The 25,952-nt window shown below is 69.3% G+C and carries 20 protein-coding genes; 6 read left to right on the forward strand and 14 right to left on the reverse strand.

Features of this window, described 5'->3' with window-relative positions; genetic code table 11:
- Window positions 1-108 precede the first annotated feature (108 nt).
- Together HL652_RS08390 and HL652_RS08395 are read left to right on the forward strand one after the other, a co-directional pair.
- A complete protein-coding gene (locus tag HL652_RS08390) occupies window positions 109-1,431 on the forward strand; it encodes a cell wall-binding repeat-containing protein (protein ID WP_171704914.1) in 1,323 nt (440 codons plus the stop codon).
- A 166-nt stretch (window positions 1,432-1,597) separates the two neighbouring features.
- On the forward strand, window positions 1,598-2,140 hold the full coding sequence (locus tag HL652_RS08395; RefSeq protein ID WP_171704915.1) for a dihydrofolate reductase family protein: 543 nt from the start codon (window positions 1,598-1,600) through the stop codon (window positions 2,138-2,140).
- 22 nt (window positions 2,141-2,162) lie between these two features.
- Here the strand turns inward: HL652_RS08395 and dxs are convergent, their stop codons facing one another.
- The 6 genes from dxs to dut form a co-directional block, all read right to left on the reverse strand.
- Window positions 2,163-4,118: a 1-deoxy-D-xylulose-5-phosphate synthase gene (gene dxs, locus HL652_RS08400; RefSeq protein WP_171704916.1), complete on the reverse strand. Its 1,956-nt coding sequence runs from the start codon at window positions 4,116-4,118 to the stop codon at window positions 2,163-2,165.
- Between the two features lie 98 nt (window positions 4,119-4,216).
- Window positions 4,217-7,054, reverse strand: a complete 2,838-nt coding sequence (acnA, locus tag HL652_RS08405; RefSeq protein WP_171704917.1) for an aconitate hydratase AcnA — start codon at window positions 7,052-7,054, stop codon at window positions 4,217-4,219.
- A 141-nt stretch (window positions 7,055-7,195) separates the two neighbouring features.
- The gene (locus HL652_RS08410; RefSeq protein ID WP_171704918.1) at window positions 7,196-9,574 is read right to left on the reverse strand and encodes an HAD-IC family P-type ATPase; all 2,379 of its coding nucleotides are present in this window, start codon (window positions 9,572-9,574) and stop codon (window positions 7,196-7,198) included.
- Window positions 9,571-10,362 (reverse strand): DUF3159 domain-containing protein, encoded by a 792-nt coding sequence (locus HL652_RS08415; protein WP_171704919.1) that lies wholly within the window; start codon window positions 10,360-10,362, stop codon window positions 9,571-9,573. The genes HL652_RS08410 and HL652_RS08415 overlap by 4 nt, the downstream gene beginning before the upstream one ends.
- Before the next feature lie 2 nt (window positions 10,363-10,364).
- Window positions 10,365-11,030 carry a DUF3710 domain-containing protein gene (locus HL652_RS08420; RefSeq protein WP_171704920.1) on the reverse strand — a complete coding sequence of 222 codons (666 nt, stop codon included), beginning with the start codon at window positions 11,028-11,030 and terminating at the stop codon, window positions 10,365-10,367.
- Window positions 11,027-11,485: a dUTP diphosphatase gene (dut, locus tag HL652_RS08425; protein ID WP_171704921.1), complete on the reverse strand. Its 459-nt coding sequence runs from the start codon at window positions 11,483-11,485 to the stop codon at window positions 11,027-11,029. Before dut ends, HL652_RS08420 begins: the two co-directional genes overlap by 4 nt.
- A 39-nt stretch (window positions 11,486-11,524) precedes the next feature.
- On the opposite strand from dut, the gene HL652_RS08430 reads away from it, so the two are divergent.
- Entirely contained in the window at window positions 11,525-11,971 is a 447-nt protein-coding gene (locus HL652_RS08430; RefSeq protein WP_171704922.1) for a DUF3093 domain-containing protein, read from the forward strand.
- A 22-nt stretch (window positions 11,972-11,993) separates the two neighbouring features.
- Here HL652_RS08430 and HL652_RS08435 read toward each other — a convergent pair whose 3' ends face one another.
- Window positions 11,994-12,287, reverse strand: coding sequence for a DUF4193 domain-containing protein (locus HL652_RS08435; protein WP_171704923.1), 294 nt, complete (start codon window positions 12,285-12,287; stop codon window positions 11,994-11,996).
- A 199-nt stretch (window positions 12,288-12,486) separates the two neighbouring features.
- Here HL652_RS08435 and sepH point away from each other — a divergent pair, with 199 nt between their 5' ends.
- A complete protein-coding gene (sepH, locus tag HL652_RS08440; protein ID WP_171704924.1) occupies window positions 12,487-13,608 on the forward strand; it encodes a septation protein SepH in 1,122 nt (373 codons plus the stop codon).
- A gap of 167 nt (window positions 13,609-13,775) precedes the next feature.
- On the opposite strand, the gene HL652_RS08445 is transcribed toward sepH, so the two are convergent.
- A complete protein-coding gene (locus HL652_RS08445; protein ID WP_253743729.1) occupies window positions 13,776-14,924 on the reverse strand; it encodes an alkaline phosphatase family protein in 1,149 nt (382 codons plus the stop codon).
- Window positions 14,925-14,986: 62 nt separating this feature from the next.
- Here HL652_RS08445 and HL652_RS08450 point away from each other — a divergent pair, with 62 nt between their 5' ends.
- On the forward strand, window positions 14,987-17,479 hold the full coding sequence (locus HL652_RS08450) for a DNA gyrase/topoisomerase IV subunit A (protein WP_171704925.1): 2,493 nt from the start codon (window positions 14,987-14,989) through the stop codon (window positions 17,477-17,479).
- Window positions 17,480-17,507: 28 nt separating this feature from the next.
- Here HL652_RS08450 and HL652_RS08455 read toward each other — a convergent pair whose 3' ends face one another.
- Window positions 17,508-17,738 (reverse strand): DUF7455 domain-containing protein, encoded by a 231-nt coding sequence (locus HL652_RS08455; protein WP_171704926.1) that lies wholly within the window; start codon window positions 17,736-17,738, stop codon window positions 17,508-17,510.
- 181 nt (window positions 17,739-17,919) lie between these two features.
- Between HL652_RS08455 and HL652_RS08460 the strand changes: the two genes are divergently transcribed.
- On the forward strand, window positions 17,920-20,007 hold the full coding sequence (locus tag HL652_RS08460; protein ID WP_171704927.1) for a DNA gyrase/topoisomerase IV subunit B: 2,088 nt from the start codon (window positions 17,920-17,922) through the stop codon (window positions 20,005-20,007).
- Between the two features lie 8 nt (window positions 20,008-20,015).
- Here the strand turns inward: HL652_RS08460 and HL652_RS08465 are convergent, their stop codons facing one another.
- From HL652_RS08465 to HL652_RS08485, 5 genes are all read right to left on the reverse strand, one after another.
- Entirely contained in the window at window positions 20,016-20,759 is a 744-nt protein-coding gene (locus HL652_RS08465; RefSeq protein WP_171704928.1) for a type 1 glutamine amidotransferase, read from the reverse strand.
- A complete protein-coding gene (locus HL652_RS08470) occupies window positions 20,756-22,078 on the reverse strand; it encodes a MurT ligase domain-containing protein (protein WP_171704929.1) in 1,323 nt (440 codons plus the stop codon). The genes HL652_RS08465 and HL652_RS08470 overlap by 4 nt, the downstream gene beginning before the upstream one ends.
- 4 nt (window positions 22,079-22,082) lie before the next feature.
- Complete coding sequence (locus tag HL652_RS08475; protein WP_171704930.1) at window positions 22,083-23,399, reverse strand: RNA polymerase sigma factor; 1,317 nt, start codon at window positions 23,397-23,399, stop codon at window positions 22,083-22,085.
- Between the two features lie 168 nt (window positions 23,400-23,567).
- On the reverse strand, window positions 23,568-24,914 hold the full coding sequence (locus HL652_RS08480; protein WP_171704931.1) for an MFS transporter: 1,347 nt from the start codon (window positions 24,912-24,914) through the stop codon (window positions 23,568-23,570).
- A gap of 62 nt (window positions 24,915-24,976) precedes the next feature.
- A complete protein-coding gene (locus tag HL652_RS08485) occupies window positions 24,977-25,909 on the reverse strand; it encodes a proteasome assembly chaperone family protein (RefSeq protein ID WP_171704932.1) in 933 nt (310 codons plus the stop codon).
- Window positions 25,910-25,952 lie beyond the last annotated feature (43 nt).

The following is a 25,952-nucleotide window of genomic DNA, read 5'->3' on the forward strand; positions in this document are numbered from 1 at the left end:
TTTCTGAACCGGCCCGGGTCGGCGCGGGCGTGAGTATCGATTACCCATATCACCCGTGTGCCCGTGCATCTGAAGATCGAGAGAAACTCGATCCGAAAGAGGCTCCTGATGACCCCGACCCGCTTCCGCAGACGCCGTGTACTCCCGCTTGCCGTCGCCAGCATCTCCGTGGCCCTGGTGGCCGGCGCGGGTGCCGCACCGGCCTTCGCCGCCGATGAGGCCCCGCCCGTCCCCTTGTGTCCGCCCGTCCAGCAAACGATCGGTACGCACGTCAACGAACGCCTCTACGATCCGGATGCCTTTCCGCGCACCTTCACCTCGAGCGTTTCCACGGGGTCGTTGCCCGACGGTGCATCACTCTTCGACGGTGGCTGGTACTCCGAGTACCGGGTCGTGCCGACGACCGCGGGTGCCTACGACTTCACCCTCACGCTCACGTCCGAGCGGGGCGTGACGTCCCAGGTCGCGTGCCACGTCGACGTCTACGACGATGAACTCCACCTCGCAGGACGCCTGACGACCAGCAGAATTGCAGCCCCCGACCGCTATGAGGAGGCCGTCGCGATAAGCCGAGTGGTCAGCGGAGCTGGGGCCGACACCGTGTACATCGCCAGCGGAGAGGTGTTTGCGGATGCACTGAGCGCTTCTGCGATCGCTGCCCAGCGGGGTGCGCCGCTGCTTCTCACGCACTCGAACTCGGTGCCACCCGCAGTCGAAGCCGAATTGGTGAGGCTCAAACCCAAAAGAGTCGTCATCCTTGGCGGCACCACGACCATCGAACCTTCCGTAGAAGCGCGGCTGGCAGCGTTCGCCCCGAAGGTCACGCGGATCTCGGGTGCGGACAGGTTCGAGGCTTCGCGGAACATCATCCTCGGTGATGCACCGGCGTCCAAGACCCTCTACGTGGCCAGCGGCAACGTCTTCCCCGACGCTCTCAGCGCCGCGCCCGCCGGCGGGAGCGTAGGAGCTCCCGTCCTTCTGGTCGATGGCCTCGCGACCGATCTGACTCCCGACGAATCAGGTCTCATGACCGCCCGCGGAGTCACCCGTACCATCATCGTGGGCGGCCCGAGCACCGTGTCCGACAGCATGGAGGCTTCCGTGCGGTCACAGGTGTCGCAGGTGAAGCGCATCGAGGGCCGTGACCGCTACGATGCCTCGGCCGCCGTCGCTCGCGACGCCTTCCCCACGTCGGGAAGTAAGAAGCCCGATACGGTGTACTTCGCCACCGGCGAGCGGTATCCCGACGCGCTCGCGGGTGCAGTGCTCGCCACCAAGACGGGCTCGCCCATCTATCTCGTCCACTCCGATTGCATTCCTCGAGACGCCGCCCGCCACATCCTCGACATCGGGGCGACCAAGGCGGTGCTGCTGGGAGGCAGCGAGAGCCTGACCTCTGACGTCATGGCCCTCAAGGTCTGCAGCAAGTAGGATCTCCCATTCACCGGCGGCGGCGACCTATCCCCGCTCGCCGGATCGAAACCGCAAACGTCGCGCCCTCCGCCGCCCCCTGGGGCTCGGGCGGCGCGACGTTTGCGTTTCTGAACCGGGTCGGCGGGGCGGAGGGAGTGTCGGAGGTCGCGGGTACGGTCGGGGCATGACGAAGACGCAGTACTACGTGGCGGCGAGTGTGGATGGGTTCATCGCCGATCGGGAGAACGGGCTGGGGTGGTTGCTCGAGTTCGGGATGGAGGAGTTCGAGAGCGACTACGAGGAGTTCCTCGGCGGTGTGGGTGTGGTGGTGATGGGGTCGCGCACCTACGAGTGGCTGCTCGCCGAAGGGAGCCCATGGGCGTACCCCGAGCAGGAGGCGTGGGTGCTGACCTCGCGCGAGTTGCCGCCCATCGAGCATGGTGAGCGCATCAGGTTCGCTGCCGGTGACGTCACCGCGCTGCACCGGGAGTGGGTCGAGGCAGCCGGCGGGAAGAACATCTGGGTGGTGGGCGGCGGGGAGGTCGCCGCTCAGGTGGCCGATGCCGGGCTGCTCGATGAGCTCCTGCTCACGATCATGCCGGTGGCGCTGGGCGACGGCGCTCCCCTGCTGCCCATCGCGGCGAACACACCTGCCCTGAAGGCGTCGAACGTCGTCGCGCTCCCCAGCGGCGCGATCAGCGTGCGCTACGCCCTCAGGGCCGGCTGACCGCACACGCCCCGAGCCGCACTCAGCGGGTGAGGTGCTCGATCGAGATACTGCCCGTGTCCGACCGCGACCCGAGCGGCCGGGCGATCGGGATCTTGTCACCGCGCACCTGGGCGATGACGTCTTCGGCGATCTTCGCCGGCGTCAGGCCGACCCGGTCGAGGATCTCGTCGCGACTCGCGTGCTCGAGGAACTCATCGGGCAGCCCCAGCTCGGTGACGGCCGTATCGACCCCCGACTGACGCAGGTCTTGACGGATGCGCGTACCGATGCCCCCCACCCGCACACCGTCTTCGATCGTCACGACCAGTCGGTGCGCATCCGACAGCTCGATGATGCTCCACGGCACCGGAACCACCCAGCGCGGGTCGACCACGGTCGTGCCGATGCCCTCGGCCGCGAGCAGCTTCGCCACGTCGAGGGCGATCTCGGCCATCGTGCCGACCGCGACGATGAGCACGTCGCCGCGCTCGTCTTCGCGCAGCACGTCGACCCCGTCGTTCGTGCGGCGCACCGCGGGCAGCTCGGCCCCCACCGACCCCTTCGGGAAGCGGATGACCGTCGGCGCGTCTGTCACCTGCACGGCCTCCCCCAGCAGCTCGCGCAGCCGCTCGGCGTCTCGCGGCGCACTGAGACGGATGCGCGGCACCACCTGGAGGATGGCGAGGTCCCACATGCCGTGATGGCTCGCCCCGTCGGGCCCGGTGACCCCCGCTCGATCGAGCACGAAGGTGACGCCCGCCTCGTGCAGGCCGACGTCCATGAGCACCTGATCGAAGGCGCGGTTGACGAAGGTGGCGTAGAGGGCGACCACCGGATGCAGGCCCCCGAACGCCATGCCGGCCGCGGAGGTGACGGCGTGCTGCTCCGCGATGCCCACGTCGAACACGCGGGCCGGGAAGCGCTCGGCCAGCTTGTGCAGACCGGTGGGGCGCAGCATGGCTGCCGTGATGCCCACGATCGACGGATCGCGCTCGGCCTGCTTCACGATCTCGTCGGAGAACACCCCCGTCCACGACGGCGCTCCCGACCCCGAGGAGAGCGGCTCGCCGGTCTCGGGGTCGATCTGGCCCACCGCGTGGAACTGGTCGGCCACGTCGGCGAGGGCCGGCTCGTAGCCGCGGCCCTTCTCGGTGATGGCGTGCACGATGACGGGCGCCGCATAGTCCTTGGCCTGACGGAGCGCCTCCTCCATCGCCTGCACGTCGTGCCCGTCGACCGGGCCCACGTACTTGATGTCGAGGTTGGCGTAGAGCGAGGCGTTGTTCGTCATGCGGCTGAGGAAGCCGTGCAGACCACCCCGCACACCGCGGTACAGCGCGCGGCCGAAGGCTCCGCCGACCCGGTCGAACACCCGCCAGCTGGTCTGGTGCAGCTGCCGGTAGCCGTTGGCCGTGCGCACCCCGTTGAGGTAGCGCGCCATGCCGCCGATGGTCGGGGCGTAGGAGCGCCCGTTGTCGTTCACGACGATGACCAGGTTGCGCGAGTTGTCGTCGCTGATGTTGTTGAGCGCCTCCCACGTCATACCGCCCGTGAGCGCCCCGTCGCCGACCACGGCCACGACGTGCCGGTCGGTCTGCCCGGTCATCTCGAACGCCCGCGAGATGCCGTCGGCCCACGACAGCGAGCTCGAGGCGTGCGACGACTCGACGACGTCGTGATCGCTCTCGGAGCGCTGCGGGTAACCGGCGAGCCCGCCCTTCTGCCGCAGCCGCGAGAAGTCCTGACGCCCGGTGAGCAGCTTGTGCACGTACGACTGATGCCCGGTGTCGAAGACGATCGAGTCGCGCGGCGAGTCGAACACCCGGTGGATGGCGATCGTCGTCTCGACGACGCCGAGGTTCGGCCCCAGGTGACCGCCGGTCTTCGAGACCTCGGTCACCAGGAAGGTGCGGATCTCCGCCGCGAGAACCTCGAGCTCCTCCGAGGAGAGAGCGTCGAGGTCTCGCGGCGTCGTGATCTTCTCGAGCAGGCTCATGTCATCCACCTTCCCATGACACCGTGATCTTTCAGTCTACGACGCGGGAAAGCTCGGCGAGCTGTGACGCGGGAGCGACGGGCGAGCAGTCAGACCCCTCAGACCAGGCTGCGCAGCACGTACTGCAGGATGCCGCCGTTGCGGTAGTAGTCGGCCTCACCGGGCGTATCGATGCGCACGACCGCGTCGAACTCGACGGTCTCCTTGCCCGCGGGCGAGTTCTCGCTCGGGGCGGCGACGACGTGCACGGTCTTCGGGGTGCGGCCCTCGTTCAGCTCCTCGATACCGGAGATCGAGACGACCTCGGTGCCGTCGAGGCCGAGCGACTCGACGCTCTCGCCGGCCGGGAACTGCAGCGGAACCACGCCCATGCCGATGAGGTTCGAGCGGTGGATGCGCTCGAAGCTCTCGACGATCACGGCCTTCACGCCGAGCAGCGAGGTACCCTTCGCCGCCCAGTCGCGCGACGAACCCGAGCCGTACTCCTTGCCGCCGAAGATGACGAGCGGGATGCCGGCCGCCTGGTAGTTCATCGACGCGTCGTAGATGAACGACTGCGGGCCGCCCTCCTGCGTGAAATCGCGGGTGTAACCGCCCTCCACGCCGTCGAGCAGCTGGTTCTTCAGACGGATGTTCGCGAAGGTTCCGCGGATCATCACCTCGTGGTTGCCGCGACGCGAGCCGTAGGAGTTGTAGTCCTTGCGGGCCACTCCGTGCTCGTCGAGGTACTTGCCGGCGGGGCTGTCGGCCTTGATGTTGCCGGCGGGCGAGATGTGGTCGGTGGTGACCGAGTCGCCGAGCTTCGCCAGCACCCGGGCGCCCGCGATGTCGGAGACCGGGGTGGTCTCGAGGGTCATGCCCTCGAAGTACGGGGGCTTCCGCACGTAGGTCGACTCCGCATCCCACTCGAAGGTGGGGCCGGTGGGCGTCGGCAGCGACCGCCAGCGCTCGTCGCCGTCGAACACGCCGGAGTACTCGTGGTCGAACATCTCGGTGTTGATCGAGGTGTCGATCGTGCGCTGCACCTCCGCCGAGTCGGGCCAGATGTCGCGGAGGAAGACGTCGTTGCCCTCGGTGTCCTGCCCGAGAGCGTCGGTCTCGAAGTCGAAGTTCATCGACCCGGCCAGGGCGTAGGCGATGACGAGCGGGGGCGACGCCAGGTAGTTCATCTTCACGTCGGGCGAGATGCGGCCCTCGAAGTTGCGGTTGCCCGAGAGCACCGCGGTGACGGCGAGGTCGTTGTCGTTGATGGCGGCGCTGACCTCGTCGATCAGCGGGCCGGTGTTGCCGATGCACACCGTGCATCCGTAACCCACGGTGTAGAAGCCGAGGGCCTCGAGGTCGTCGGTGAGGCCGGCCTTGGCGTAGTAGTCGGTGACGACCTTCGAACCGGGAGCGAGGGTGGTCTTCACCCACGGCTTCGCCTTGAGGCCGAGCTTGTTCGCGTTGCGGGCGAGCAGGCCCGCCGCCAGCATCACCGACGGGTTCGAGGTGTTGGTGCACGAGGTGATGGCCGCGACGGCGACGGCGCCGTGGTCGAGGGTGTACCGGTCGCCGGATGCTGTGGTCACCTTGGTGGGCTTCGAGATGGCCGGAGCGTGGCTCACGTGGCTCGTCGAGTGGGAGTGCTCGTGCGCTTGGTTCTCGTCTTCGGCGGTGAAGCCGATGGGGTCGGAGGCCGGGAAGGTGCCCTCGACGGCCGCGTCGACGACGGTGAGGTCGTCGGCCGCGGCGTAGTTGGCGAGGTCGCGCTCGAAGGTCTCCTTGGCGACCGAGAGCTCGACGCGGTCTTGCGGGCGCTTCGGGCCGGAGATCGACGGCACGACGGTACCGAGGTCGAGCTCGAGGTACTCGCTGAACACGGGCTCCTGCGAGGGGTCGTGCCAGAGCTTCTGCAGCTTCGAGTAGGCCTCGACGAGGGCGACCTGCTCGTCGCTGCGGCCGGTGAGGCGCAGGTAGTCGAGGGTGACGTCGTCGATGGGGAACATGGCCGCGGTGGAGCCGAACTCGGGGCTCATGTTGCCGATGGTGGCGCGGTTCGCGAGCGGCACCTGGCCGACGCCCTCGCCGTAGAACTCGACGAACTTGCCGACCACGCCGTGCTTGCGCACCATCTCGGTGATGGTGAGCACCACATCCGTCGCCGTGACACCGGCGGGGATGGAGCCGGAGAGCTTGAAGCCGACGACCTTCGGGATGAGCATGGAGACGGGCTGGCCGAGCATGGCCGCCTCGGCCTCGATGCCGCCGACGCCCCAGCCGAGCACGCCCAGGCCGTTGACCATGGTGGTGTGCGAGTCGGTGCCGACGCAGGTGTCGGGGTAGGCGCGGAGGACCGTCTGGCCGAAGGAGTCGACGACCTCGCGGGTGTAGGTGACGCGGGCCAGGTACTCGATGTTCACCTGGTGCACGATGCCGGTGCCCGGGGGCACGACCTTGAAGTCGTCGAACGCGGTCTGGCCCCAGCGGAGGAACTGGTAGCGCTCGCCGTTGCGCTCGTACTCGATCTCGACGTTGCGCTCGAGGGCGTTCTCGGAGCCGAACAGGTCGACGATGACCGAGTGGTCGATGACGAGCTCGGCCGGGGCGAGCGGGTTGATCTTGGTGGGGTCGCCGCCGAGGGCGCCGACGGCCTCGCGCATGGTGGCGAGGTCGACGATGCAGGGCACACCGGTGAAGTCCTGCATCACCACGCGCGCGGGGGTGAACTGGATCTCGGTGTCGGGCTCGGCGGTGGGAACCCAGCTGCCGAGCGCGGTGATGTGCTCGGACGTGATGTTCGCACCGTCTTCGGTGCGGAGGAGGTTCTCGAGCAGCACCTTCAAGCTGAAGGGGAGCTTCTCGTGGCCGGCGACCTTGTCGATCCGGTAGACCTCGTACGACTTGTCCCCGACTTCGAGGGTGTCTTTCGAGCTGAAACTGTTCACTGCCGACACGTCGACCTCACCTTCGCTGACTCACGACAATCTTTGTTCGCGAGGGGCCTGAGGGCTAGGAAGGCGAGCCTTACAACAGACCCGCATCCCAGCATCCACGCCGAAAAAATTTATCTTGACGTCAAGATAAATATAGCACCGTCACTCCCGGTCGAAGACCAGGCCGCGGCTCTTCGCGATGCGGTACCAGAGCTCGATGCCGGCTGCTCCGAGGGCACCGACCCCGATGGCGAACAGCAGCGCGAGCGGGTCGCCGAGCTGCAGGGCGAAGAAGTCGCGGGACAGCGGCACGAGGTACGCCGCCGTGAACACCACTCCCACCGAGATCACCATGCCGAGCCGCCACGAGGTGAGCGGGCGGGCCAGCACGCAGAGCACCCAGAGGGAGACCAGGAAGAGCGTGACGGTGACGAGGCTGCGCGCCTCGGCCAGCGGCACCCAGGCCCGCAGCACGGCGAAGGAGGCGAGGATGGCGGCCGCCGCGAGGAGCCCGGAGGGGAGGGAGAACGCGAGCACCCTCCTCAGCACGCCGGGCTGGTAGCGGCGGCGGTTCGGCGCGAGGGCGAGGAAGAACGACGGGATGCCGATGGCCAGCGACGACACCAGCGTCATCTGCCGGGGCAGGAACGGGAACTGCCAGAGCAGGAAGGCGCTGGCGAGCGCGAGCACGATGCCGTAGACGGTCTTGGAGAGGAACAGGTTCGACACGCGCTCGACGTTCGCGATGACCCGGCGGGCGTAGGCGAGCACGGTCGGCAGCCGGTCGAACCGGCTGTCGAGCAGCACGATGCGCGAGACGGCCCGGGTGGCGGGCGTGGCGTTGCCCATGGCGATGCCGAGGTCGGCGTCCTTCACGGCCATGGCGTCGTTCACGCCGTCGCCCGTCATGGCGACCACCCGCCCGTCGGCCTGCAGCGTCTTCACGACCCGGCGCTTCTGCTCGGGTGCGACGCGCCCGTAGACGCTCGTTCGGCCGAGTGCCGCGGCGAGCTCGTCGTCGCTCTCGAGCGTGCCTGCGTCGACCGCGCCGGGCGGGAGACCGAGCTCGTCGGCGATGGCGCCCACCGTCACCGGGTTGTCGCCCGAGAGCACGACCACGCGCACGCCCTGCTCGTGGAAGTAGCCGAGCGTGTCGCGCGCATCCGGTCGCACCGCTTCGTGGAAGACGGCAATCGCCGCGGGGCGGAAGTCGCTGCCGGGGTCGACCCGGTCGGCGTAGTCGCTCGCGAGACCGGTGCCGAGGCCGAAGGCGAGGGCCCGCCTTCCCGAGGCGGCGATGGCGTTCGCCTGGGCGAGGGCGTCGGGATGCGCGGCGAACAGCCGCTCGGGCGCGCCGAGCAGCCACGTCTCGTCGCCCTCGTCGCGCCGCAGGCTGATCGCACTGAAGGCGCGCCGCGAACTGAACGGCAGCCGCTCGAGCACGAGCGACCCGTCGAGCGCGAAGTGCGGCCGCAGCGCGAGTGCCGTCTGGTTGGCCGCGACGTCGTGCGCGATGATGCCGAGCACCCGGTCGAGCCGCTCCGAGGTGAAGCCCTCGTCGAGGGTGACCAGGCGCTCGAAGCCGATGTCGCCGGTCGTCAGCGTTCCGGTCTTGTCGACGCAGAGCACGTCGACCCGCGCCAGCGCCTCCACCGCCGCGAGCTCCTGCACCAGCACCTTCTGCCGCCCCAGCTGGATGACCGCGACCCCGAAGGCGAGGCTCGTGAGCAGCACCAGTCCCTCGGGGATCATGCCCACCACGCTCGCCACCGCGTCGAGGCCCGCCGCCCGCCACGACTCGATGCTCACCGTGTGCAGCCCGTCGAGGCCCCCGTAGGCGAGCACCCGCCCCACCACCACGACGGCGATGACGGGCAGCAGCAACCAGGTGAGGTAGACCAGGATGCGCGTGGTCGCGGCCCGGAGCTCGGAGTACACGAGGGTGCGCTTCTTGATCTCGCGGGTGAGCGAGTTGGCGTAGGCGTCGGCGCCGACCGCCGTGACCAGGGCCTCGGCGGTGCCGGAGACGATGAGCGAGCCGGAGAGCACGGTCTCGCCGGGCCGCTTCGCGACGGGTTCCGACTCCCCCGTGAGCATCGACTCGTCGACCAGCAGGTCGGCGACCTCGCCGAGCTCCGCGTCGGCGGTGACCTGGTCGCCGGGGCGCAGCAGCATGAGGTCGCCCAGCACCACCTCCTCCGGTCGCAGCACCACGACCTCGCCGCTGCGGCGCACCGCGGTCTCGGGGGCGGCCAGCAGCGCCAGCCGATCGAGGCTCGCCTTGGCCCGCAGCTCCTGCACGATGCCGATGAGCGCGTTCACCACCACGATGCCGTAGAACAGGCCGTCGCCGAGATCGCCGAGCAGCAGCACCGCGAGGAAGCAGACGGTGAGGATGCCGTTGAAGAAGGTGAAGACGTTCTCCCGCAGGATGCTCCCCACCGACCGCGAGGTCGTGGAGTCGCTCACGTTCACGAGGCCGCGGGCCTGTCGATCGGCGACCTCCGCCGCATCGAGCCCTGGCGACCCCGGCGGGATCACGACGCGGGTTTCGCGTAGGCGGCGCGCACGAGCAGCCAGGTCACCCAGAGCAGACCCGCGTAGAGCGGAACGCCCATGATGAGCTTGACCGAGCCGAGCAGCTCCGTCTGACCCGCCCAGTAGAGCGGCAGCTCGACGATGAGCCGGGCGGCGAACAGGCCCACCCAGCACCAGGTGGCGACGAGCACGACGCGGCCCTTGGCCCTGTCGGTGCGGTACCCGCCGGGGTCGTTCGCGAGCAGGCCCACGATCACCCCGATGAGCGGCCTCCGGGCGATGAGGGAGATGAGGAGAACCACGAGGCACACCACGTTGATGGCGATGCCCACGAGGAAGTTGTCCTCGGCGCGCCCCGTGAACAGCGCGAGCCCCGCCGACACCCCCACGCCGATGAGACCGGCGATGGCGGGCATCGGGGCACTGCGGGTGACGAGCCTGACGATGACGAACACGACCGACACGGCAACGGGAGCGCTCACGGCGAGCACGAGGTTCTTCGTGAAGGTGTACAGCACGAGGAAGGCCAGGCCGGGGAGGATCGACTCGATCAGCCCGCGCACCCCGCCGATGGCGCGCAGCAGCGACGACGCGGTCGGCGTCTCCCCCGGCTTCACCTGGCCGATGCCTGCATTGCGGGCGGCCTGGGCGAAGGCTTCGTGGAAGGTCTGCGGCGCATCCGCCCGGTCTGCCGCAGCGGCATTCCCGGCCGCTGCGGCATCCCGGTCGACGGATGCCGTGGTGTCGTCGGACGGGTTCGGCCTCTCGGCCCCGTTCGGCTGGTTCGTCATGCTCAGGCGCCGGCGGCCTGCGCCCCGCCGGAGGCGGCGGTCTTCGGGATGGTGAGCGGGATGAGGTCGCGAGGCGGCATGGGGGCGGTGCCGCGCACCACGACGACGCTGCGGAAGAGCTCCTCCACCGCGGCCTTGGCGGTGGGGTTCGTCATCGCCTCTCCGGCGATGACGCCGCGCAGCAGCCAGCGCGGGCCGTCGACGCCGACGAAGCGGGCGACGCGCATGCCCTGCTGACCGTCGGGCCCGACGGCCGGCACCCCGGCGACGAGCTCGGGCCCGAACGGACCGTTCTGCACCGTGCTCTTGCCGCCCTGCTTGAGGATCTGGTCTTCGATCTGCTCGCGGATCTCGTGCCAGAGGCCCGTCGAACGCGGCGCGGCGAAGGCCTGCACCTGCAGCGTCGAGCCGGCGTAGTCGAGCCCCACGGCCACCACGCGATTGGTGCCCTCCTCGACCTCGAGGCGGAGGTGCAGTCCCTCCCGCGGGAGGATCTTGAGCCCGCCCAGGTCGACGTACGGCCGCGCGGGGCTGGCCTCGCTCGCGTCGAAGGGGCCCTCGGTGGCTCGGTTGTCGGGGGCCGACTTGCTGTCGTCGGGGGCGGAGTCGCCGCCCTCGGGCGTCTGGGGTTCCGGCTGCTCGTCGGGCACGATGTCTTTGTCGGTCATGACTGGCTTCCGTTCGTGGGCGACGAATATCCGGTCGACCCGAATCCGCCCTCCCCGCGATCGCTCCCGGGGAGCGTCTCGACGGGCACGAACACGGCCCTGGTCACCGGCATCACGATCAGTTGCGCGATTCTGTCGCCGACGGCGATATCGTACGGCACGTTGCTGTCGGTGTTGAGGAGCACGACCTTGATCTCCCCTCGGTAGCCCGCGTCGACCGTGCCGGGCGAGTTGACCACGGTGATGCCGTGCTTGGCGGCGAGCCCGCTGCGCGGCACCACGAAGGCGGCGTAGCCGTCAGGCAGCGCGATCGAGACACCCGTGCCCACCATCGCCCGTTCGCCGGGCCCAAGGGTGAGCGCCTCGGCGGAGTGCAGATCGGCGCCGGCGTCGCCGGGGTGGGAGTAGGCCGGCGGGCGCTCCGCGGTCAGCAGGATCTCGATCGAAGAAGTCACGAGTCGAGGCTAGTGCAGAAAGAATGATCGAATAGAGCCATGCAGCACTACCGCGAGAGGCTCCACCCGTCGCTCTGGGTCTACCTCTCCACAGCTCTCGTCCTGCCCGCCAGCACCATCGTGTTCGCGCCCCTGACCACCGTGCCCGGTGTGCTGATCGGCATCGCGGTGGGGCTCGTGCTCTACGCGGGGATCGTCGTCGTGCTGGTGACGACCTCCCCCGTGCTCGAGGTGACGGAGAAGGAGGTGCGGGTCGGCAGGGCGCGCATCCCCAAGGAGCTCGTCGGGGACTGCCGGGCCTACCGGGGTGAGGATGCCGCGCTGCAGCGGGGCCGTCTGCTCGACGCGCGGGCCTACCTCTGCATCAGGGGATGGATCGACCCGGTGGTGAACATGCGAATCGCCGATCCGCAGGATCCGACACCCTACTGGCTGGTGTCGACCCGGCGTCCCGGCGATTTCATCGATGCGGTGACGATGCGCTGATCGCGCGTGCCGCGGGAGTGGCCTAGGAGGCGCACTCCACGCAGATCGCGCCGAACTTCTCCTCGTGATCGATCTGCGAGCGGTGCTTCACCAGGAAGCAGCTCATGCAGGTGAACTCGTCGGCCTGCGGAGGCAGGACGACGACGTCGAGATCGAGGTCGGAGAGATCGGCACCGGGCAGCTCGAAGCCACCCGGGTTGTCGGCGTCATCGACATCTACGACGCCGGACATCTTGTCCGGAACCCGCTCCTTCAGCGCTTCGATCGAATCCGAGTCGTCATCGGTCTTGCGCGGTGCGTCGTAATCAGTCGCCATGCCCATCCACTTCTTGAATACCCATTAACAAAATCGGCGGCGTTAGTTTGCATCAAAGAGGCTGGAATAGCAAACCGCCGAATGAGCAGTGATTACTCACGCGGCCATCAACTTGCGGCGCGCCCGGAACATTCCCCGTCGCGGCACTCGTGACGTGTCATCCTGTCAGCGAACAGCGACCTCTGGAGGGCCTTTCACCATGCAGGAATTGACGGTTGTCGGCGTCGAGGACGAGGCGCTCATCGTCTCGAGCGACAGCGGCGAACGCTTCAGGATCGTCATCGACGAGGTGCTCCGCTCGAAGCTCAGGCAGGGCATCGCAGCGGGCTCGGGCGGCAGGAAGGTGCCGCCGCGCGAGATCCAGACCCACATCCGCGCCGGGCTCTCCGCCGCCGAGGTGGCCGAGCTCACCGGCGCCTCGGTGGAGTACGTGGAGCGCTTCGAGGGCCCGGTCGTGGCCGAGCGCCAGTTCATCGTCGATTCCGCTCTCCGCGTAGCGGTGCAGCCCACCACCCCGGCCGACCCGCTCGGCGAGGAGCCGCTCTCCACCTTCGGCGAAGCGCTCGAGGAGCGACTCGAAGGTCTCGACGCCCGTGACGTGCGCTGGGCCAGCTGGAAGGATGAGACCGGCTGGACGGTCAAGCTCACCTTCACCTCCCGCGAGATCGAGCACGACGCCCGCTGGCAGTTCGACCCGAAGCGCCACGTGCTCACCCCGCTCAACAACGAGGCGACGACGCTCTCGCGCCACGGCGAGCTCACCGAGGGTCTCATCCCGCGGCTGCGTGCCGTCGGGCTGCCGAACGACGACGACTCGAGGTTCGACAGCGGCGCCTTCTCCCCCCTCGACCGCGAGCAGGCCGAGCCGGCCGAGACGACGGATGCTCCTGCCGAGACCGCTTCGGAGACACCCGCCCGCGACCTGCCGCCGCGCCCGGTGGGGCACCGCGAGCCGCGCCCCTTCGACGCCTACTCGGTGAAGCGGGCCCCCGACGAGGCCGACACCGCCGACCACAACCAGACCGCCGACCTGCTCGAGGCGCTCCGCCGCCGCCGCGGGGAGCGGGAAGCCGCCTCCTTCGACGGCAACCCGGTCGACGAGCATCCCGTCTTCGCCGGCCCTCGGCCCGTGTCGGCCTCTCCGGCCGAGCCGGCCGACACCCCGCTGCCCGGGCTCGAGCCCGAGGCCGTGGTCGATGCCGAGGGCAAGCCCGCGCCCGACACCCGGGCCAAGCAGACCGCGGCCCGCCGGCAGCGGGCGGCCATGCCCAGCTGGGACGAGATCGTCTTCGGCGCCCGCAGCGAGGACGACCCGGCCTAGGGTGTGTCTCGTCGTTCGGCGGGCAGCGAGGACGCGCCCGGGTGGTGCGATCGCAAGGCGGAAGAGGAGCCGATAGCGGCGCTATCGGCGACGATGACAACGCCGCGAGCGTGCCGACCGGGTGCGCCGCAGCGCCTGCCGAACGACGAGACACACCCTAGGGCCGGTCAGCTCGCCGCGTAGGCACCCGAGCGCAGGAGGGGCACCATCGTCTCCTCGGCGGTGAGGGAGCCGTGCTGGCCGATCATCGAGCGCCCGCTCGTGTCGCCTTCCCTGCCGTCGTAGTACGCGACGAGCTTGCGGGCCGCGACGAGCACGTCGCCGATGCGGGGCAGCACCTCGTCGTCTACCGCGCCGAACCAGCCCGCCTCGACAGCCTCCTCGCGGGTCGCCACCCAGGCGCGGCTGCTCTCACTCGACCGCCAGGCCTCCGCGAGACGAGCGCGGTCGGCGACCGACGCATCCGGAGACAGGTAGAGCTGCACGCAGCGCGGGTCGCCGCCCACGTGCTGTACACCGGCGACCAGCTCGGGCACCTCGCCGAACACGATCTGGGAGGTGGCGGGAACGTCGACGACGCCGTGGTCGGCGGTGAGGAGCAGTCCCTCGCCGCGTCGCAGCGTGCGCTCGAACGCGCCGAACTCGGCGTCGAGCGTCTCGAGCGCCGCGAGCCAGCGGTCGGACTCCCAGCCTTTGGCGTGGGCGAGCTGGTCGAGCTCGGGGACGTAGAGGTAGACGAGCTCGGCCGAGCCCTCGTCGAGCACTCGGCGCGCGGCGGCGAAGCGGTCGGCGAGGGTGCGGCCCGGCGTGTACACGGCGCCGCGGAGGATGGCCCTGGTGAGACCGGAGTCGGCGTACTGGGCGGGCCCGACGGCAGCCGACGTCACGCCGGCCTCCGCCAGCGTCTCGAAGACGGTGCGGCGCCGCTGCCAGGTCTCGGGCGGCATGGCGTCGTTCCAGCCGGAGAGCTGGTTGAGCACGCGGCCGGCCGCCGGCACGAGTGCCGTGTAGCCCACGAGGCCGTGTTGCCCGGGTGCCGTGCCCGTGGCGAGGCTGGCCAGGGCCGCGGCGGTCGTGGTGGGGAACCCGCTCGAGAGCACGGCCCGTTTCGTCAACGACCGGCCGAGCGCGCGGGCGTGACCCACGCGGGCGCGGAGGGCCGCGGCACCGAGACCGTCGACCAGCACGACGACACAGCGGGTGGCGGGGGGCAGGCCCAGGCGGTTCGTCTCACCGCGCAGCGATGCGGCGCAACTCGGCAACACGTCGGCGAGCGTCGGCTCTCCCCCGGCACGCGTCGGTAGCATGGTGGACATTCGGCCCAGTCTGGCACAGCACACCTTCGTCTGGCACAGCACGACTCTTCAGAAAAACAGGAATGACTCAAGCGAAGAACGATCCCTCCGAGAGCGCGGTCGAGAAGATCCTCGACGTCGACGTCGCCACCGAGATGCAGGATTCGTTCCTCGAGTACGCGTACTCGGTCATCTACTCCCGCGCCCTCCCCGACGCGCGTGACGGTCTGAAGCCGGTGCAGCGCCGCATTCTGTACATGATGAGCGAGATGGGCCTGCGCCCCGACCGCGGGCACGTCAAGAGCGCGCGCGTGGTGGGCGAGGTGATGGGCAAGCTCCACCCGCACGGCGACACCGCCATCTACGACGCCCTGGTGCGCCTGGCCCAGTCGTGGACGATGCGGGTTCCCCTCATCGACGGGCATGGCAACTTCGGCTCCCCCGACGACGGACCGGCCGCTCCCCGCTACACCGAGGCCAGGCTCGACTCCCCCGCCATGACCATGGTGGAGGGCCTCGACGAAGACGTCGTCGACTTCGTGCCGAACTACGACAACCAGCTCACCCAGCCCGACGTGCTGCCGGCCGCCATCCCGAACCTCCTGGTGAACGGGGCGAGCGGCATCGCCGTGGGCATGGCGACCAACATGGCGCCGCACAACCTCATCGAGGTCGTGGCGGGCGCCCGCTACCTCATCGAGAACCCCGACGCGACGCTGGATGAGCTGATGACGTTCATCCCCGGTCCCGACCTCCCGGGTGGTGGCACGATCGTGGGCCTCGCGGGCGTGCGCGACGCCTACGAGACCGGTCGAGGGGCGTTCAAGACCCGGGCGAAGGTGTCGATCGAGACCCTCACGCCGCGGAAGACGGGGCTCGTCGTCACCGAGCTGCCCTACCTCGTGGGGCCCGAGAAGGTGATCGCCAAGATCAAGGACGGCGTCACCGCCAAGAAGATCCAGGGCATCAGCGACGTCACCGACCTCACCGACCGCACGAACGGCCTGCGCCTGGTGATCGGCATCAAGACCGGGTTCGACCCGGCCGCCGTGCTCGAGCAGCTCTACAAGCTGACCCCGCTCGAAGACGGCTTCAACATCAACAACGTCGCGCTGGTCGACGGCGGGCCGCTCACGCTCGGGCTCCGCGATCTGCTCGTGGTCTACGTCAACCACCGCATCGACGTCGTGACCCGGCGCACCCGCTACCGGCTCGACCGGCGCCGCGAGCGGCTGCACCTCGTCGAGGGCCTCCTCATCGCGATCCTCGACATCGACGAGGTCATCCAGGTCATCCGCTCGAGTGACGACACCGAGCAGGCGCGCGTGCGACTCATCGACGTGTTCGAGCTGAGCGTGCTGCAGGCCGACTACATCCTCGAGCTGCGGCTTCGCAGGCTCACCAAGTTCTCGCGCATCGAGCTCGAGGCCGAGCGCGACCAGCTGCAGGCTGAGATCGCGCAGCTCGAAGCGCTGCTCGGCGACCCGGCGCTCATTCGCAAGGCCGTCTCCGACGAGCTCGACGAGGTCGCCGAGAAGTACGGCACGCCGCGCCGCACGCTGCTCACCGAGGCACGGCCCGCGCTTCCCGCGGCGTCCCGCCGGGCTGCGCCGGTGCTCGAGGTCACCGACGTGCCCTGCGTCGTGTACCTCAGCACCACGGGGCGCGTCGTGCGGGTCGACCGCGAGGAGACGGAGGGCGGGGCCGCTGTCGGCGCCGGCTCGGCGCTCGGTGGGCCGACCGCTCCGGTGCGGCGCAGCAAGCACGACGCCATCCGCAGCGAGGTGGTGACCACCCGTCGCTCCGAGATCGGGGCCGTCACCGACACCGGGCGGCTCGTGCGCATGCCGGTGCTCGACCTCCCCGCCGTGCCGGCCTCGTCGGTGCAGCTCGGCGCGGGCGTGAAGGTGGGCGAATACCTCGCGCTCGACACCAAGCGCGAGAAGGTCGTGGCCCTGGTGTCGCTCGACTCCCCCGTGCCCATCTCGCTCGGCACCGCGCAGGGCGTGGTGAAGCGCGTGGCCCCCGGCGGTTACCCCGCGCGGCCCGACTTCGAGATCATCGCGCTGAAGCCAGGCGACTCCGTCGTGGGGGCGGCGCAGCACTCCGAAGACGACGAGCTCGTGTTCATCACCTCAGACGCCCAGCTGCTGCGGTTCTTCCAGGCGAGTGTGCGCCCGCAGGGAGCTGCCGCGGGAGGAATGGCCGGCATCAATCTCGCGGCAGGAGCATCCGTCATCTGGTTCGGCTCGGTGCCCGACGGGCAGGATGCGGTGGTCGTCACGATCGCGGGCAGCACCTCCACCCTGGCCGGCACGGATGCGGGGAGCGGCAAGGTCTCCGACTTCGCCGAGTTCCCGCCCAAGGGCCGGGCCACCGGCGGCGTGCGCGCTCACCGCTTCTTGAAGGGCGAAGACGTGCTCACGGTGGCCTGGGCCGGCCCTGCGCCCGCACTGGCCGTCGCGAACGACGGCGCCGCCCGGAGCCTCCCCGAGGTGGGGGCCCGGCGCGATGCGTCGGGAGCGGCTCTGAGCGGCGTCGTGGGTTCGATCGGCTCCGCCCGCTCCGCGAGCTGAGCTCGCGGGCCGGCAGGTGCTGTCGGCGCTAGTCGTTCAGGAGTTTGGACGACTCGTCGTGCCAACCGGTCGCGACCTGGGAGAGCTTCTCCTGGTACTTGCGACCGTGGTGCGCGCAGAAGAGCAGCTCGGCTCCCGACGGCATGTCGACACGGATGTAGGCCTGGGCGCCACAGCTGTCGCAGCGGTCGGCCGCCGTGAGCTGGTACGCGTTCTCGAGATCGGAAACAGCGCCGGGTTCTGTTGCAACTGAGTGCATCTTCTGCTCCTTAACGGCTCGAACGGTGACTGACTGGTACAGCCATCCAAGCACTGTTCTGGGGCGGTCAGGACTCAATCCGGTTGCGTTTCGCTGTGCGCGTAGTGTGAGCGGGCCCGGGTGTGGCCCGGGCCGGGTGTCGCGGGCGCCCGGTGTCGGAGGCGGCAAGTAGCCTTGACGGGTGGCATCAGCGTCCGACTACTCCGCCAGGCACCTCTCCGTCCTCGAAGGGCTGGAGGCGGTGCGCAAGCGCCCCGGCATGTACATCGGGTCGACCGACTCGCGCGGTCTCATGCACTGCCTCTGGGAGATCATTGACAACTCGGTCGACGAGGCACTCGCCGGCCACGGCACCTCCATCGGCGTCGTGCTGCACGACGACGGCAGCGTCGAGGTGCGCGACACCGCGAGGGGCATCCCCGTCGACACCGAGCCGAAGACGGGGCTCACCGGCGTCGAGGTGGTGTTCACGAAGCTCCACGCGGGCGGCAAGTTCGGTTCGGGTTCGTACGCCGCCTCGGGCGGTCTTCACGGTGTCGGCGCCTCGGTGGTGAACGCGCTCAGCGAGCGGCTCGACGTCGAGGTCGACCGCGACGGCAAGACCTGGGCCATGTCGTTCCACCGGGGCGAGCCCGGCGTCTTCGACGACGGCGGCAAGCCGCCGAGCCCCGACGCGCCGTTCACCCCGTTCGAGAAGCGCAGCGAGCTGCGCATCGTCGGCAAGGTCGCCAAGGCGAAGACCGGCACCCGGGTGCGCTACTGGGCCGACCGACAGATCTTCACCAAGGGCGCTGCGTTTCAGAGCGACGAGCTGCTCGTGCGCGCACGGCAGACCGCGTTCCTCGTTCCCGGCCTCGAGATCAGCATCGACGACGAGCGCGGCGAGGAGCCCCGCACCGACTCTTTCAAGTTCGAGGGCGGCATCTCGGAGTTCGTCGACCACCTCGCCTCCGATTCCCCCCTCACCGACATCTGGCGCATCCAGGGCAGCGGCAGCTTCAAAGAGACCGTCCCGGTGCTGAGCGACAGCGGGGCGATGGTGCCCACCGAACTCACCCGAGAGTGCACGGTCGACCTCGCCCTGCGCTGGGGCGTCGGCTACGACACCGCCTTCCGCAGCTTCGTCAACATCATCTCCACCCCCAAGGGCGGCACGCACCAGGCCGGGTTCGAAGCGGGGCTGCTGAAGTTCCTGAGGCAGACCGTCGAGGCGAATGCGCGGCGTCTTAAGGTCGGGAACGACAAGCTCGAGAAAGACGACGTGCTCGCCGGGCTCACCGCCGTGCTCACCGTGCGACTGCCCGAGCCGCAGTTCGAGGGGCAGACGAAGGAGATCCTGGGCACGCCCGCCGTGCGCGCCATCGTGTCGAACGTGGTCGCGAAAGGCCTCGCCGAGCGCTTCTCCTCGCCCAGGCGCGACGACAAGGCGCAGACCGCGCTCGTGCTCGACAAGGTCGTCGCCGAGATGAAGTCGCGCATCTCGGCACGCGCCCACAAGGAGACCCAGCGCCGCAAGAACGCGCTCGAGTCGTCGTCGCTTCCCGCGAAGCTCGTCGACTGCCGCAGCAGCGACGTCGCGCAGAGCGAGCTGTTCATCGTCGAGGGCGACTCGGCGCTCGGCACCGCGAAGCTCGCACGCAACAGCGAGTTCCAGGCGCTGCTGCCCATCCGCGGCAAGATCCTCAACGTGCAGAAGGCGACGGTCGCCGACATGCTGTCGAACGCGGAGTGCGCGTCGATCATCCAGGTCATCGGGGCCGGCTCGGGCCGCTCCTTCGACCTCTCGGCGGCCCGCTACGGCAAGATCATCCTGATGAGCGACGCCGACGTTGACGGGGCGCACATCCGCACGCTGCTGCTCACGCTGTTCTTCCGCTACATGCGGCCGCTCATCGAAGACGGCAGGGTCTACGCGGCGGTCCCCCCGCTGCATCGCGTGGTGGCCATCAACCCCGGGTCGAAGCCGAACGAGACCATCTACACCTACTCCGAGGCCGAACTGCAGGGCGTGCTCGGGTCGCTCAAGAAGTCGAACCGCCGTTACCAAGACCCCATCCAGCGCTACAAGGGCCTCGGCGAGATGGACGCCGACCAGCTCGCCTCCACCACCATGGACAAGCGCTATCGCACCCTCCGCCGCGTCGGAGTCGCCGACGCCGCAGCCGCCGAGCACATGTTCGACCTCCTCATGGGCGACGACGTCGCCCCCCGCAAGGAGTTCATCATCCAGGGCTCCGACGCCCTCAGCCGCGAGCGCATCGACGTGTAGCTCGGAACCTACTCGCTCAGGGGCCTGGCCGCGATCGTGGCGCGGGCGTGGCGGGCGCGTTCGTCGAGGGTGTGGAGGGTGTCGGGGTCGGGGGTGGTGTAGTCGAGGCCGCGGCGGAGGCGGGCGGTGTCGAGGAGGGAGTCGGCGATGACGGGGTTGTTCGCCAGGAGGGGCCCGTGCATGTGGGTGCCGAGCAGGTTGCCCTCCCAGAAGCCCTCGTTGCCGGGGGTCTCGGTGTTGCCGCGGCCGTAGACGACGCGGCCGAGGGTCTCGTGCGGCCCGACCTCCACGAACGAGCCGCGGTTCTCGAAGCCCACCACGGGGCCGAGCCGAGGCGACTCGAGCACGAAGTCACCCACCACGCGGGTGCCGCCGTGCCGGGTGGTGACCGGGAACACACCGGCTCCCTCGAGCACTTCTCCGTTCTCGAGCGTCACGCTCTCACCGAGCAGTTGGAACCCGGCACCGATCGCCAGGAAGGGCACGCCATCGGCGGCGAGCTCCCGAAGCGACTCGGCGATGGCCAGCACGAGCGGCTGCGCGATCACCTCGGCCGACACCGGCCCGCTGCCGATGAACACGAGGTCGGCGTCGGCGAAGCCGACGGGCTTTCCCTCGTCGTAGCGGGTCACCTCGACGGGCAGGCCACGCCACTCCGAGCGGAGCTTCAGGATCTCGACGTTCCCCGCCTCGCCGTTCAACCCGAGCAGCCGGGGGAACAGGTGCAGGATGCGCAGGGCACTGCCGGTCATGCGGCACCCCCACCCTCGAGCTCCTTGAAGCCCAGGATCTTGCGGATGTCCATCATCTGCTCGTAGTTGAGGATCATGACCTTGTGTCCGGTCGAGGGCTTCGGCAGCGCCAGGAACGCCTTGAGCGCCGCGCGCACGTCGAGATCGACCGACCCGACCGGAATGCCGAGGTAGCCGAAGCGCACCGCGAACTGCCAGGCCTTCGACCCGGTGATGCCGTCGACGTGGTCGAGGGCCGAGAAGTCGATGTCGTAGATCCACGACGGGTCGGGCGTTCCCTCGTCGACGGCGAGGAACACCTGCTCCGGCGCGACCTCCAGCGAGTCGAGGTTCAGCTGCAGGCTCGCCGGATTCTTCATCATGATGATCTCGATCTGCTCACCGTTCACCACGAGCATCTCCCCGCGACCGTAGACCGTGGCGAGCGAGTCGAGGGCTGCGGCCACGAGTGCCGGCTTGAAGCGGGCCCCGAGCACACTCCGTGCCGCCGCGGCGGCACCGGCGGCGTCGAGCGCGTAGTGCAATCCTCGCGCCGGCAGCCGGACCTCGATCTCCGTGCGCTCGGCGACACCCGACGGCGGCAGCACGGCATTCTCGATCGAGAGCGTCGCGCGGGCGCCGTTCAGCGCCACCACTTCCACCGCAGCGGGCCGCGAACCCGGTGCCGCCGCCGACTCGCCGAAGCGGTCGGCCGAGGCGACGCCGTGGCTGGCGGGCTCCACGAGCGCGGGAACCCCGCCGAAGAACGACACCGCACGCCCGGCCTTGGCCGGGATCTGCTGGTCGAGGTCGACCAGGAAGTTGTCTTCGCGGTTGAGGATGAGCCCCTCGGTCGAGCTCGCGGCCACCCGGCCCAGCATGGCCGCCACGCGATCGGGCTCGTGATACCGGTTGAGCTGGTCGATCTGGATGTTGAGCAGCAGCACCGTCTTCGGCTTCAGCAGCTCGGCGAGGCGCGTGCCGTAGCCCTCGTCGACCTCCAGCACGGCGATGTCGGAGTCGAGCGTGCCCGACACCGACACCTCCGAAAGCAGCGCCGAGGCGATGCCCTGCGGCAGGTTGCCGCCCGAGGGGTTCGTGAACACCGACAGACCGTGCGCACGCACGATCGCGGAGAGCATGTTCGTCGTGGTCGACTTGCCGTTCGAGCCCGACACCGCGACGACTCCGTCGGGGATCGCCGCGATGGTGCGCCCGAGGAACCCGGGATCGATACGCAGCGCGATGTTGCCCGGAATGGCCGACCCGCCGCCGCGCAACCGCGCAGCGACGCGCACGGCACGCCCGACGAGAACCGCCGCCGTGGTTCGCAGACCCATCGGCCTACTCGAGGTAGTCGCGCAGCGACTGCGATCGCGACGGGTGGCGCAGCTTCGCCATCGTCTTCGACTCGATCTGACGGATGCGCTCACGCGTCACGCCGAAGGTGTCGCCGATCTGGTCGAGCGTCTTGGGCATTCCGTCGCCGAGTCCGAAGCGCATCCGGATGACGCCGGCCTCGCGCTCGGAGAGCGAGTCGAGCAGCGACTCCAGCTGCTTCTGCAGCATGGTGAAGCCCACGGCGTCGGCCGGCACGACGGCCTCGGTGTCTTCGATGAGGTCGCCGAACTCGCTGTCGCCGTCTTCACCGAGCGGGGTGTGCAGCGAGATCGGCTCACGGCCGTACTTCTGCACCTCGATGACCTTCTCGGGGGTCATGTCGAGCTCGCGGCTCAGCTCCTCGGGCGTGGGCTCGCGACCCAGGTCTTGCAGCATCTGGCGCTGCACGCGGGCGAGCTTGTTGATGACCTCGACCATGTGCACCGGGATGCGGATGGTGCGCGCCTGGTCGGCCATGGCGCGCGTGATGGCCTGACGGATCCACCACGTCGCATAGGTCGAGAACTTGAAGCCCTTGGTGTAGTCGAACTTCTCGACCGCGCGGATCAGGCCCAGGTTGCCCTCCTGGATGAGGTCGAGGAACTGCATGCCACGGCCCGTGTAGCGCTTCGCGAGCGACACGACGAGACGGAGGTTGGCACCGAGCAGGTGGCTCTTCGCGCGCTGGCCGTCCTTCGCCACCCACTGCAGCTCGCGCTTGGCGGAGGGGCTGAGGTTCTCGGTGGTCGCCAGCTTGTCTTCGGCGAACAGACCCGCCTCGATGCGCATGGCGAGCTCGACCTCTTCGGCGGCGTTGAGCAGCGCCACCTTTCCGATCTGCTTGAGGTAGTCCTTCACCGGGTCGGCGGTCGCGCCCGTGATGGTGGTCGAGTAGACCGGCACGTCGTCTTCGTCGTCGACCAGCGAGAGCACCAGGGCGCCGCTCGGCAGCGTCTCCTCGGCCGCGGCAGGCGCCTTCTTGGCGTCGTCGTCGGTGTCGCCCTCCGCGTCCGTGTCGGCGGCGTCGCCCTCGGCGGTGTCGGTGTCGGAGTCGTCGGCGGCCGAGTCGCCCTCGGCGTCGTCGTCGAGCTCTTCCTCGTCGATCTCGTCTTCGCCCTCGTCGTCGACCTTCGAGGCCTTCTTCGGGCTCGCCTTGGCCGCCTTCTTGGCGGGTGCACGCTTCGCGGCGGCGCGCTTGGGCGCAGCGGCGCCCTTCACCGACTCCGTCTCGTCGGGCGCCACTGCCGTCTCGAGAGTGTCGGCGGACTTGGGGGTGGCCATGAGATCACCTTTCATGCCACGTGCGGGAAGGGGATGAGTGCGTTCCCCGGCAAGCGATCCGTCACGTGAAGATGTTTTTGGACAGTACTAAGACCCATGTCAAGTGCGGGTAGAACGCAGCCTCATCAGAGCTACTGCACCACGCACAGGAACGGGTCTTCATAGCAATTATTGCACGGAACCGGTAGCCCTCTTGCCGCCTGAGCCCCGGCGTTTCCATGCCCTGTACAGTGCAACCCAGATGGGGCCCACGGATATTCCCTCATCCTCCTCCAGCTTCCGCCGTGTGCGCCGTCTCGCAAGAAGCAGCATCACCACCCCGAAGCCGATCACCGGGTACTGCACGGTGAAGGCCAGCCGGAACGCGTCGAGGTCGTAGAGGGTCGCGCTCATGCCGCTGTCGAACTGCAGGTCGAGCACGAGACCGATGAGGAACATGATCACGAAGCTCGCCGTGAAGCCGCCCACGTTCACGATGCCGTTCGCCGAGCCGAGCGAGCGGATGGGGTTGAACGAGCGCGCGAAGTCGAAGCCGATGAGTGAACCCGGGCCCCCGACCCCCATCGACACCACGAGCACGACGATGAGCCAGACCGGCGGCACCCCCGGCCAGAGCAGCACCGCCGCCCACACGCCGAGCAGGAGCGCAGCGATGCCGAGCACGAGGTTCGAGCGCCGCAAAGGGAACCGTGCGGTGAGGATGCCGAGCACCGGCCCCGCCACGAGCCCGGTGAGCACGATGACGACGAGGAAGAAGGATGCGGTGCCCTCGTCGAACCCCAGCGCCGACACCATGAACGGGAACCCCCAGAACAGCGCGAAGGCCGTGCCCGACGACTGGCTGACGTAGTGCGACCAGAAGCCGAGCTGGGTGCCCGGCCTCCGTATCGTCTGCCCGAGACCGTGCAGGGCCTCTCTGATGGAGGCGGCGCGCGGGGGTTCGGCGGCGTCGCGCGGGCGGTCGGCGAGGAACACCAGGCACAGCACGAACCCGGCGAACGAGAGCGACGCCGCGGCCGAGAAGGCGACCGTCCATCCCGCCTCGTGCAGAAGCCAGGCGAACGGCACCGCCGAGAGGATCTGGCCGATGGCGCCGACATTGCCCGTCCACTGCGAGAGCATCGGCACGATCCGGCCCGAGAACCACGAGTTCACCAGCCTGATGAGCGAGATGAAGATGGCGGCGTCTCCGGCCCCGACGAGCATCCGGCCGACGATCGCCACGCTGATCTCTGGGGCGAAGGCGAGGGTCGTCTGGCCCGCGACCATCACCGCGGAGCCGACCGAGATGAGCAGCTTCGGGCCGACCCGGTCGATGAGGATGCCGATGGGCACCTGGAGGCCGGCGTAGACGATGAGCTGCACGACGGCGAGAGCCGACAGCAGCGCCGCGGTGGTGTCGAAGCGCTCGGCGGCCGAGACGCCGGCCACGCCGAGGGTGGACCGCTGCATGACCCCCGCCATGTAGGCGAACACGCCGACCCCGAAGACGAGCCAGGAGCGACGGGAGTTCACCGCCCCCAACCTACTCCGTGCCAAGGGCTGCGGGATGCGCGGGGCAGCGCGCCCCGCCACGGTCAGCGGCCGGTGGCCTCAGGCGAGTCGTCGCCCGGACGGTTGCCCGCCAGGAACCGCTCGAGCTCGTCGGCGATCTCGTCGGCCGAGGGCAGCTCGCCGTCGACGTCGGTGAGCGGCGACCGCAGGCTCGTGCCCTCCATGTACGCGTCGTGACGCTCCTCGAGCGTCTGCACGAGCCGCGCGAGTTCGGCGTTCGACTGCACCTGCTCGTCGATCTTCGACGCGAACACGCGCCCCTCCTCGCGCAATCTGTCGGTGGGGAAGATGAGGCCCGTCGCCGAGCTGATACTCTCCACACCGACGAGCGCGGTGGCCGGGTACTCGGTGTCGGCGAGGTAGTGCGGCACGAGCAGCACGAACCCGGCGATCGGATGCCCGAGCTCCTGAAGGCGGTACTCCACGAGGTGCAGCACGTTGGCGGGGGCCTGAGTGCTCGGCCGCCACACCGAGAGGGCGTCGATGAGCTCGATGCGGTTGCCGCTCACCGTCACGTTGATGGGGCGCGTGTGCGGCACGGGCATCGGGATGGCGTGCACCCACGTCGTGGTCGAGACCTTGAACCGGTCGACCAGCTGGATGACGGCCGCCGCGAAGCGCTCCCACTGGAAGTCGGGCTCGAAGCCGTTCAGGAAGAGGAAGCGCTGACCGAGTTCGTCGGTGACGAGGTGCAGGCGCAGCGTCTGCGGCTCGTACTCGCTGACGTGGTCTTGATCGAAGGTGATGACGGGGCGACGCGCGCGGTAGTCGAGCAGGATGTCGGCGTCGAACTCCACGACGACGGAGCTTTGCAAGGAGTCGAGGAGGTAGTCGCCGAGCTGCGAGACCGCGCCTCCGGCATCGGTGAACCCGGTAAGCGCGGCGACCAGCGGCAGCCCCTCGGGCACGAAGCCGTCGTCGGCAACGATGTCGTACAGTCCGCGGGGGTCGTCCATGCATCAACTCTAAACCGCGGTGCCCACGGCGCCCCGGAGCCGC

The sequence above is a fragment of the Herbiconiux sp. SALV-R1 genome (assembly GCF_013113715.1).
Taxonomy (GTDB): Bacteria; Actinomycetota; Actinomycetes; order Actinomycetales; family Microbacteriaceae; genus Herbiconiux.

Excerpts from the sequence above, each read along its gene's own strand:
- HL652_RS08390 (WP_171704914.1), top strand. The coding sequence starts at position 109 with ATGACCCCGACCCGCTTCCGCAGACGCCGTGTACTCCCGCTTGCCGTC.
- HL652_RS08395 (WP_171704915.1), top strand. The coding sequence starts at position 1,598 with ATGACGAAGACGCAGTACTACGTGGCGGCGAGTGTGGATGGGTTCATC.
- dxs (WP_171704916.1), bottom strand. The coding sequence starts at position 4,118 with ATGAGCCTGCTCGAGAAGATCACGACGCCGCGAGACCTCGACGCTCTC.
- HL652_RS08415 (WP_171704919.1), bottom strand. The coding sequence starts at position 10,362 with ATGACGAACCAGCCGAACGGGGCCGAGAGGCCGAACCCGTCCGACGAC.
- HL652_RS08420 (WP_171704920.1), bottom strand. The coding sequence starts at position 11,030 with ATGACCGACAAAGACATCGTGCCCGACGAGCAGCCGGAACCCCAGACG.
- HL652_RS08430 (WP_171704922.1), top strand. The coding sequence starts at position 11,525 with ATGCAGCACTACCGCGAGAGGCTCCACCCGTCGCTCTGGGTCTACCTC.
- HL652_RS08435 (WP_171704923.1), bottom strand. The coding sequence starts at position 12,287 with ATGGCGACTGATTACGACGCACCGCGCAAGACCGATGACGACTCGGAT.
- sepH (WP_171704924.1), top strand. The coding sequence starts at position 12,487 with ATGCAGGAATTGACGGTTGTCGGCGTCGAGGACGAGGCGCTCATCGTC.
- HL652_RS08445 (WP_253743729.1), bottom strand. The coding sequence starts at position 14,924 with ATGTCCACCATGCTACCGACGCGTGCCGGGGGAGAGCCGACGCTCGCC.
- HL652_RS08450 (WP_171704925.1), top strand. The coding sequence starts at position 14,987 with ATGACTCAAGCGAAGAACGATCCCTCCGAGAGCGCGGTCGAGAAGATC.
- HL652_RS08455 (WP_171704926.1), bottom strand. The coding sequence starts at position 17,738 with ATGCACTCAGTTGCAACAGAACCCGGCGCTGTTTCCGATCTCGAGAAC.
- HL652_RS08465 (WP_171704928.1), bottom strand. The coding sequence starts at position 20,759 with ATGACCGGCAGTGCCCTGCGCATCCTGCACCTGTTCCCCCGGCTGCTC.
- HL652_RS08470 (WP_171704929.1), bottom strand. The coding sequence starts at position 22,078 with ATGGGTCTGCGAACCACGGCGGCGGTTCTCGTCGGGCGTGCCGTGCGC.
- HL652_RS08475 (WP_171704930.1), bottom strand. The coding sequence starts at position 23,399 with ATGGCCACCCCCAAGTCCGCCGACACTCTCGAGACGGCAGTGGCGCCC.
- HL652_RS08485 (WP_171704932.1), bottom strand. The coding sequence starts at position 25,909 with ATGGACGACCCCCGCGGACTGTACGACATCGTTGCCGACGACGGCTTC.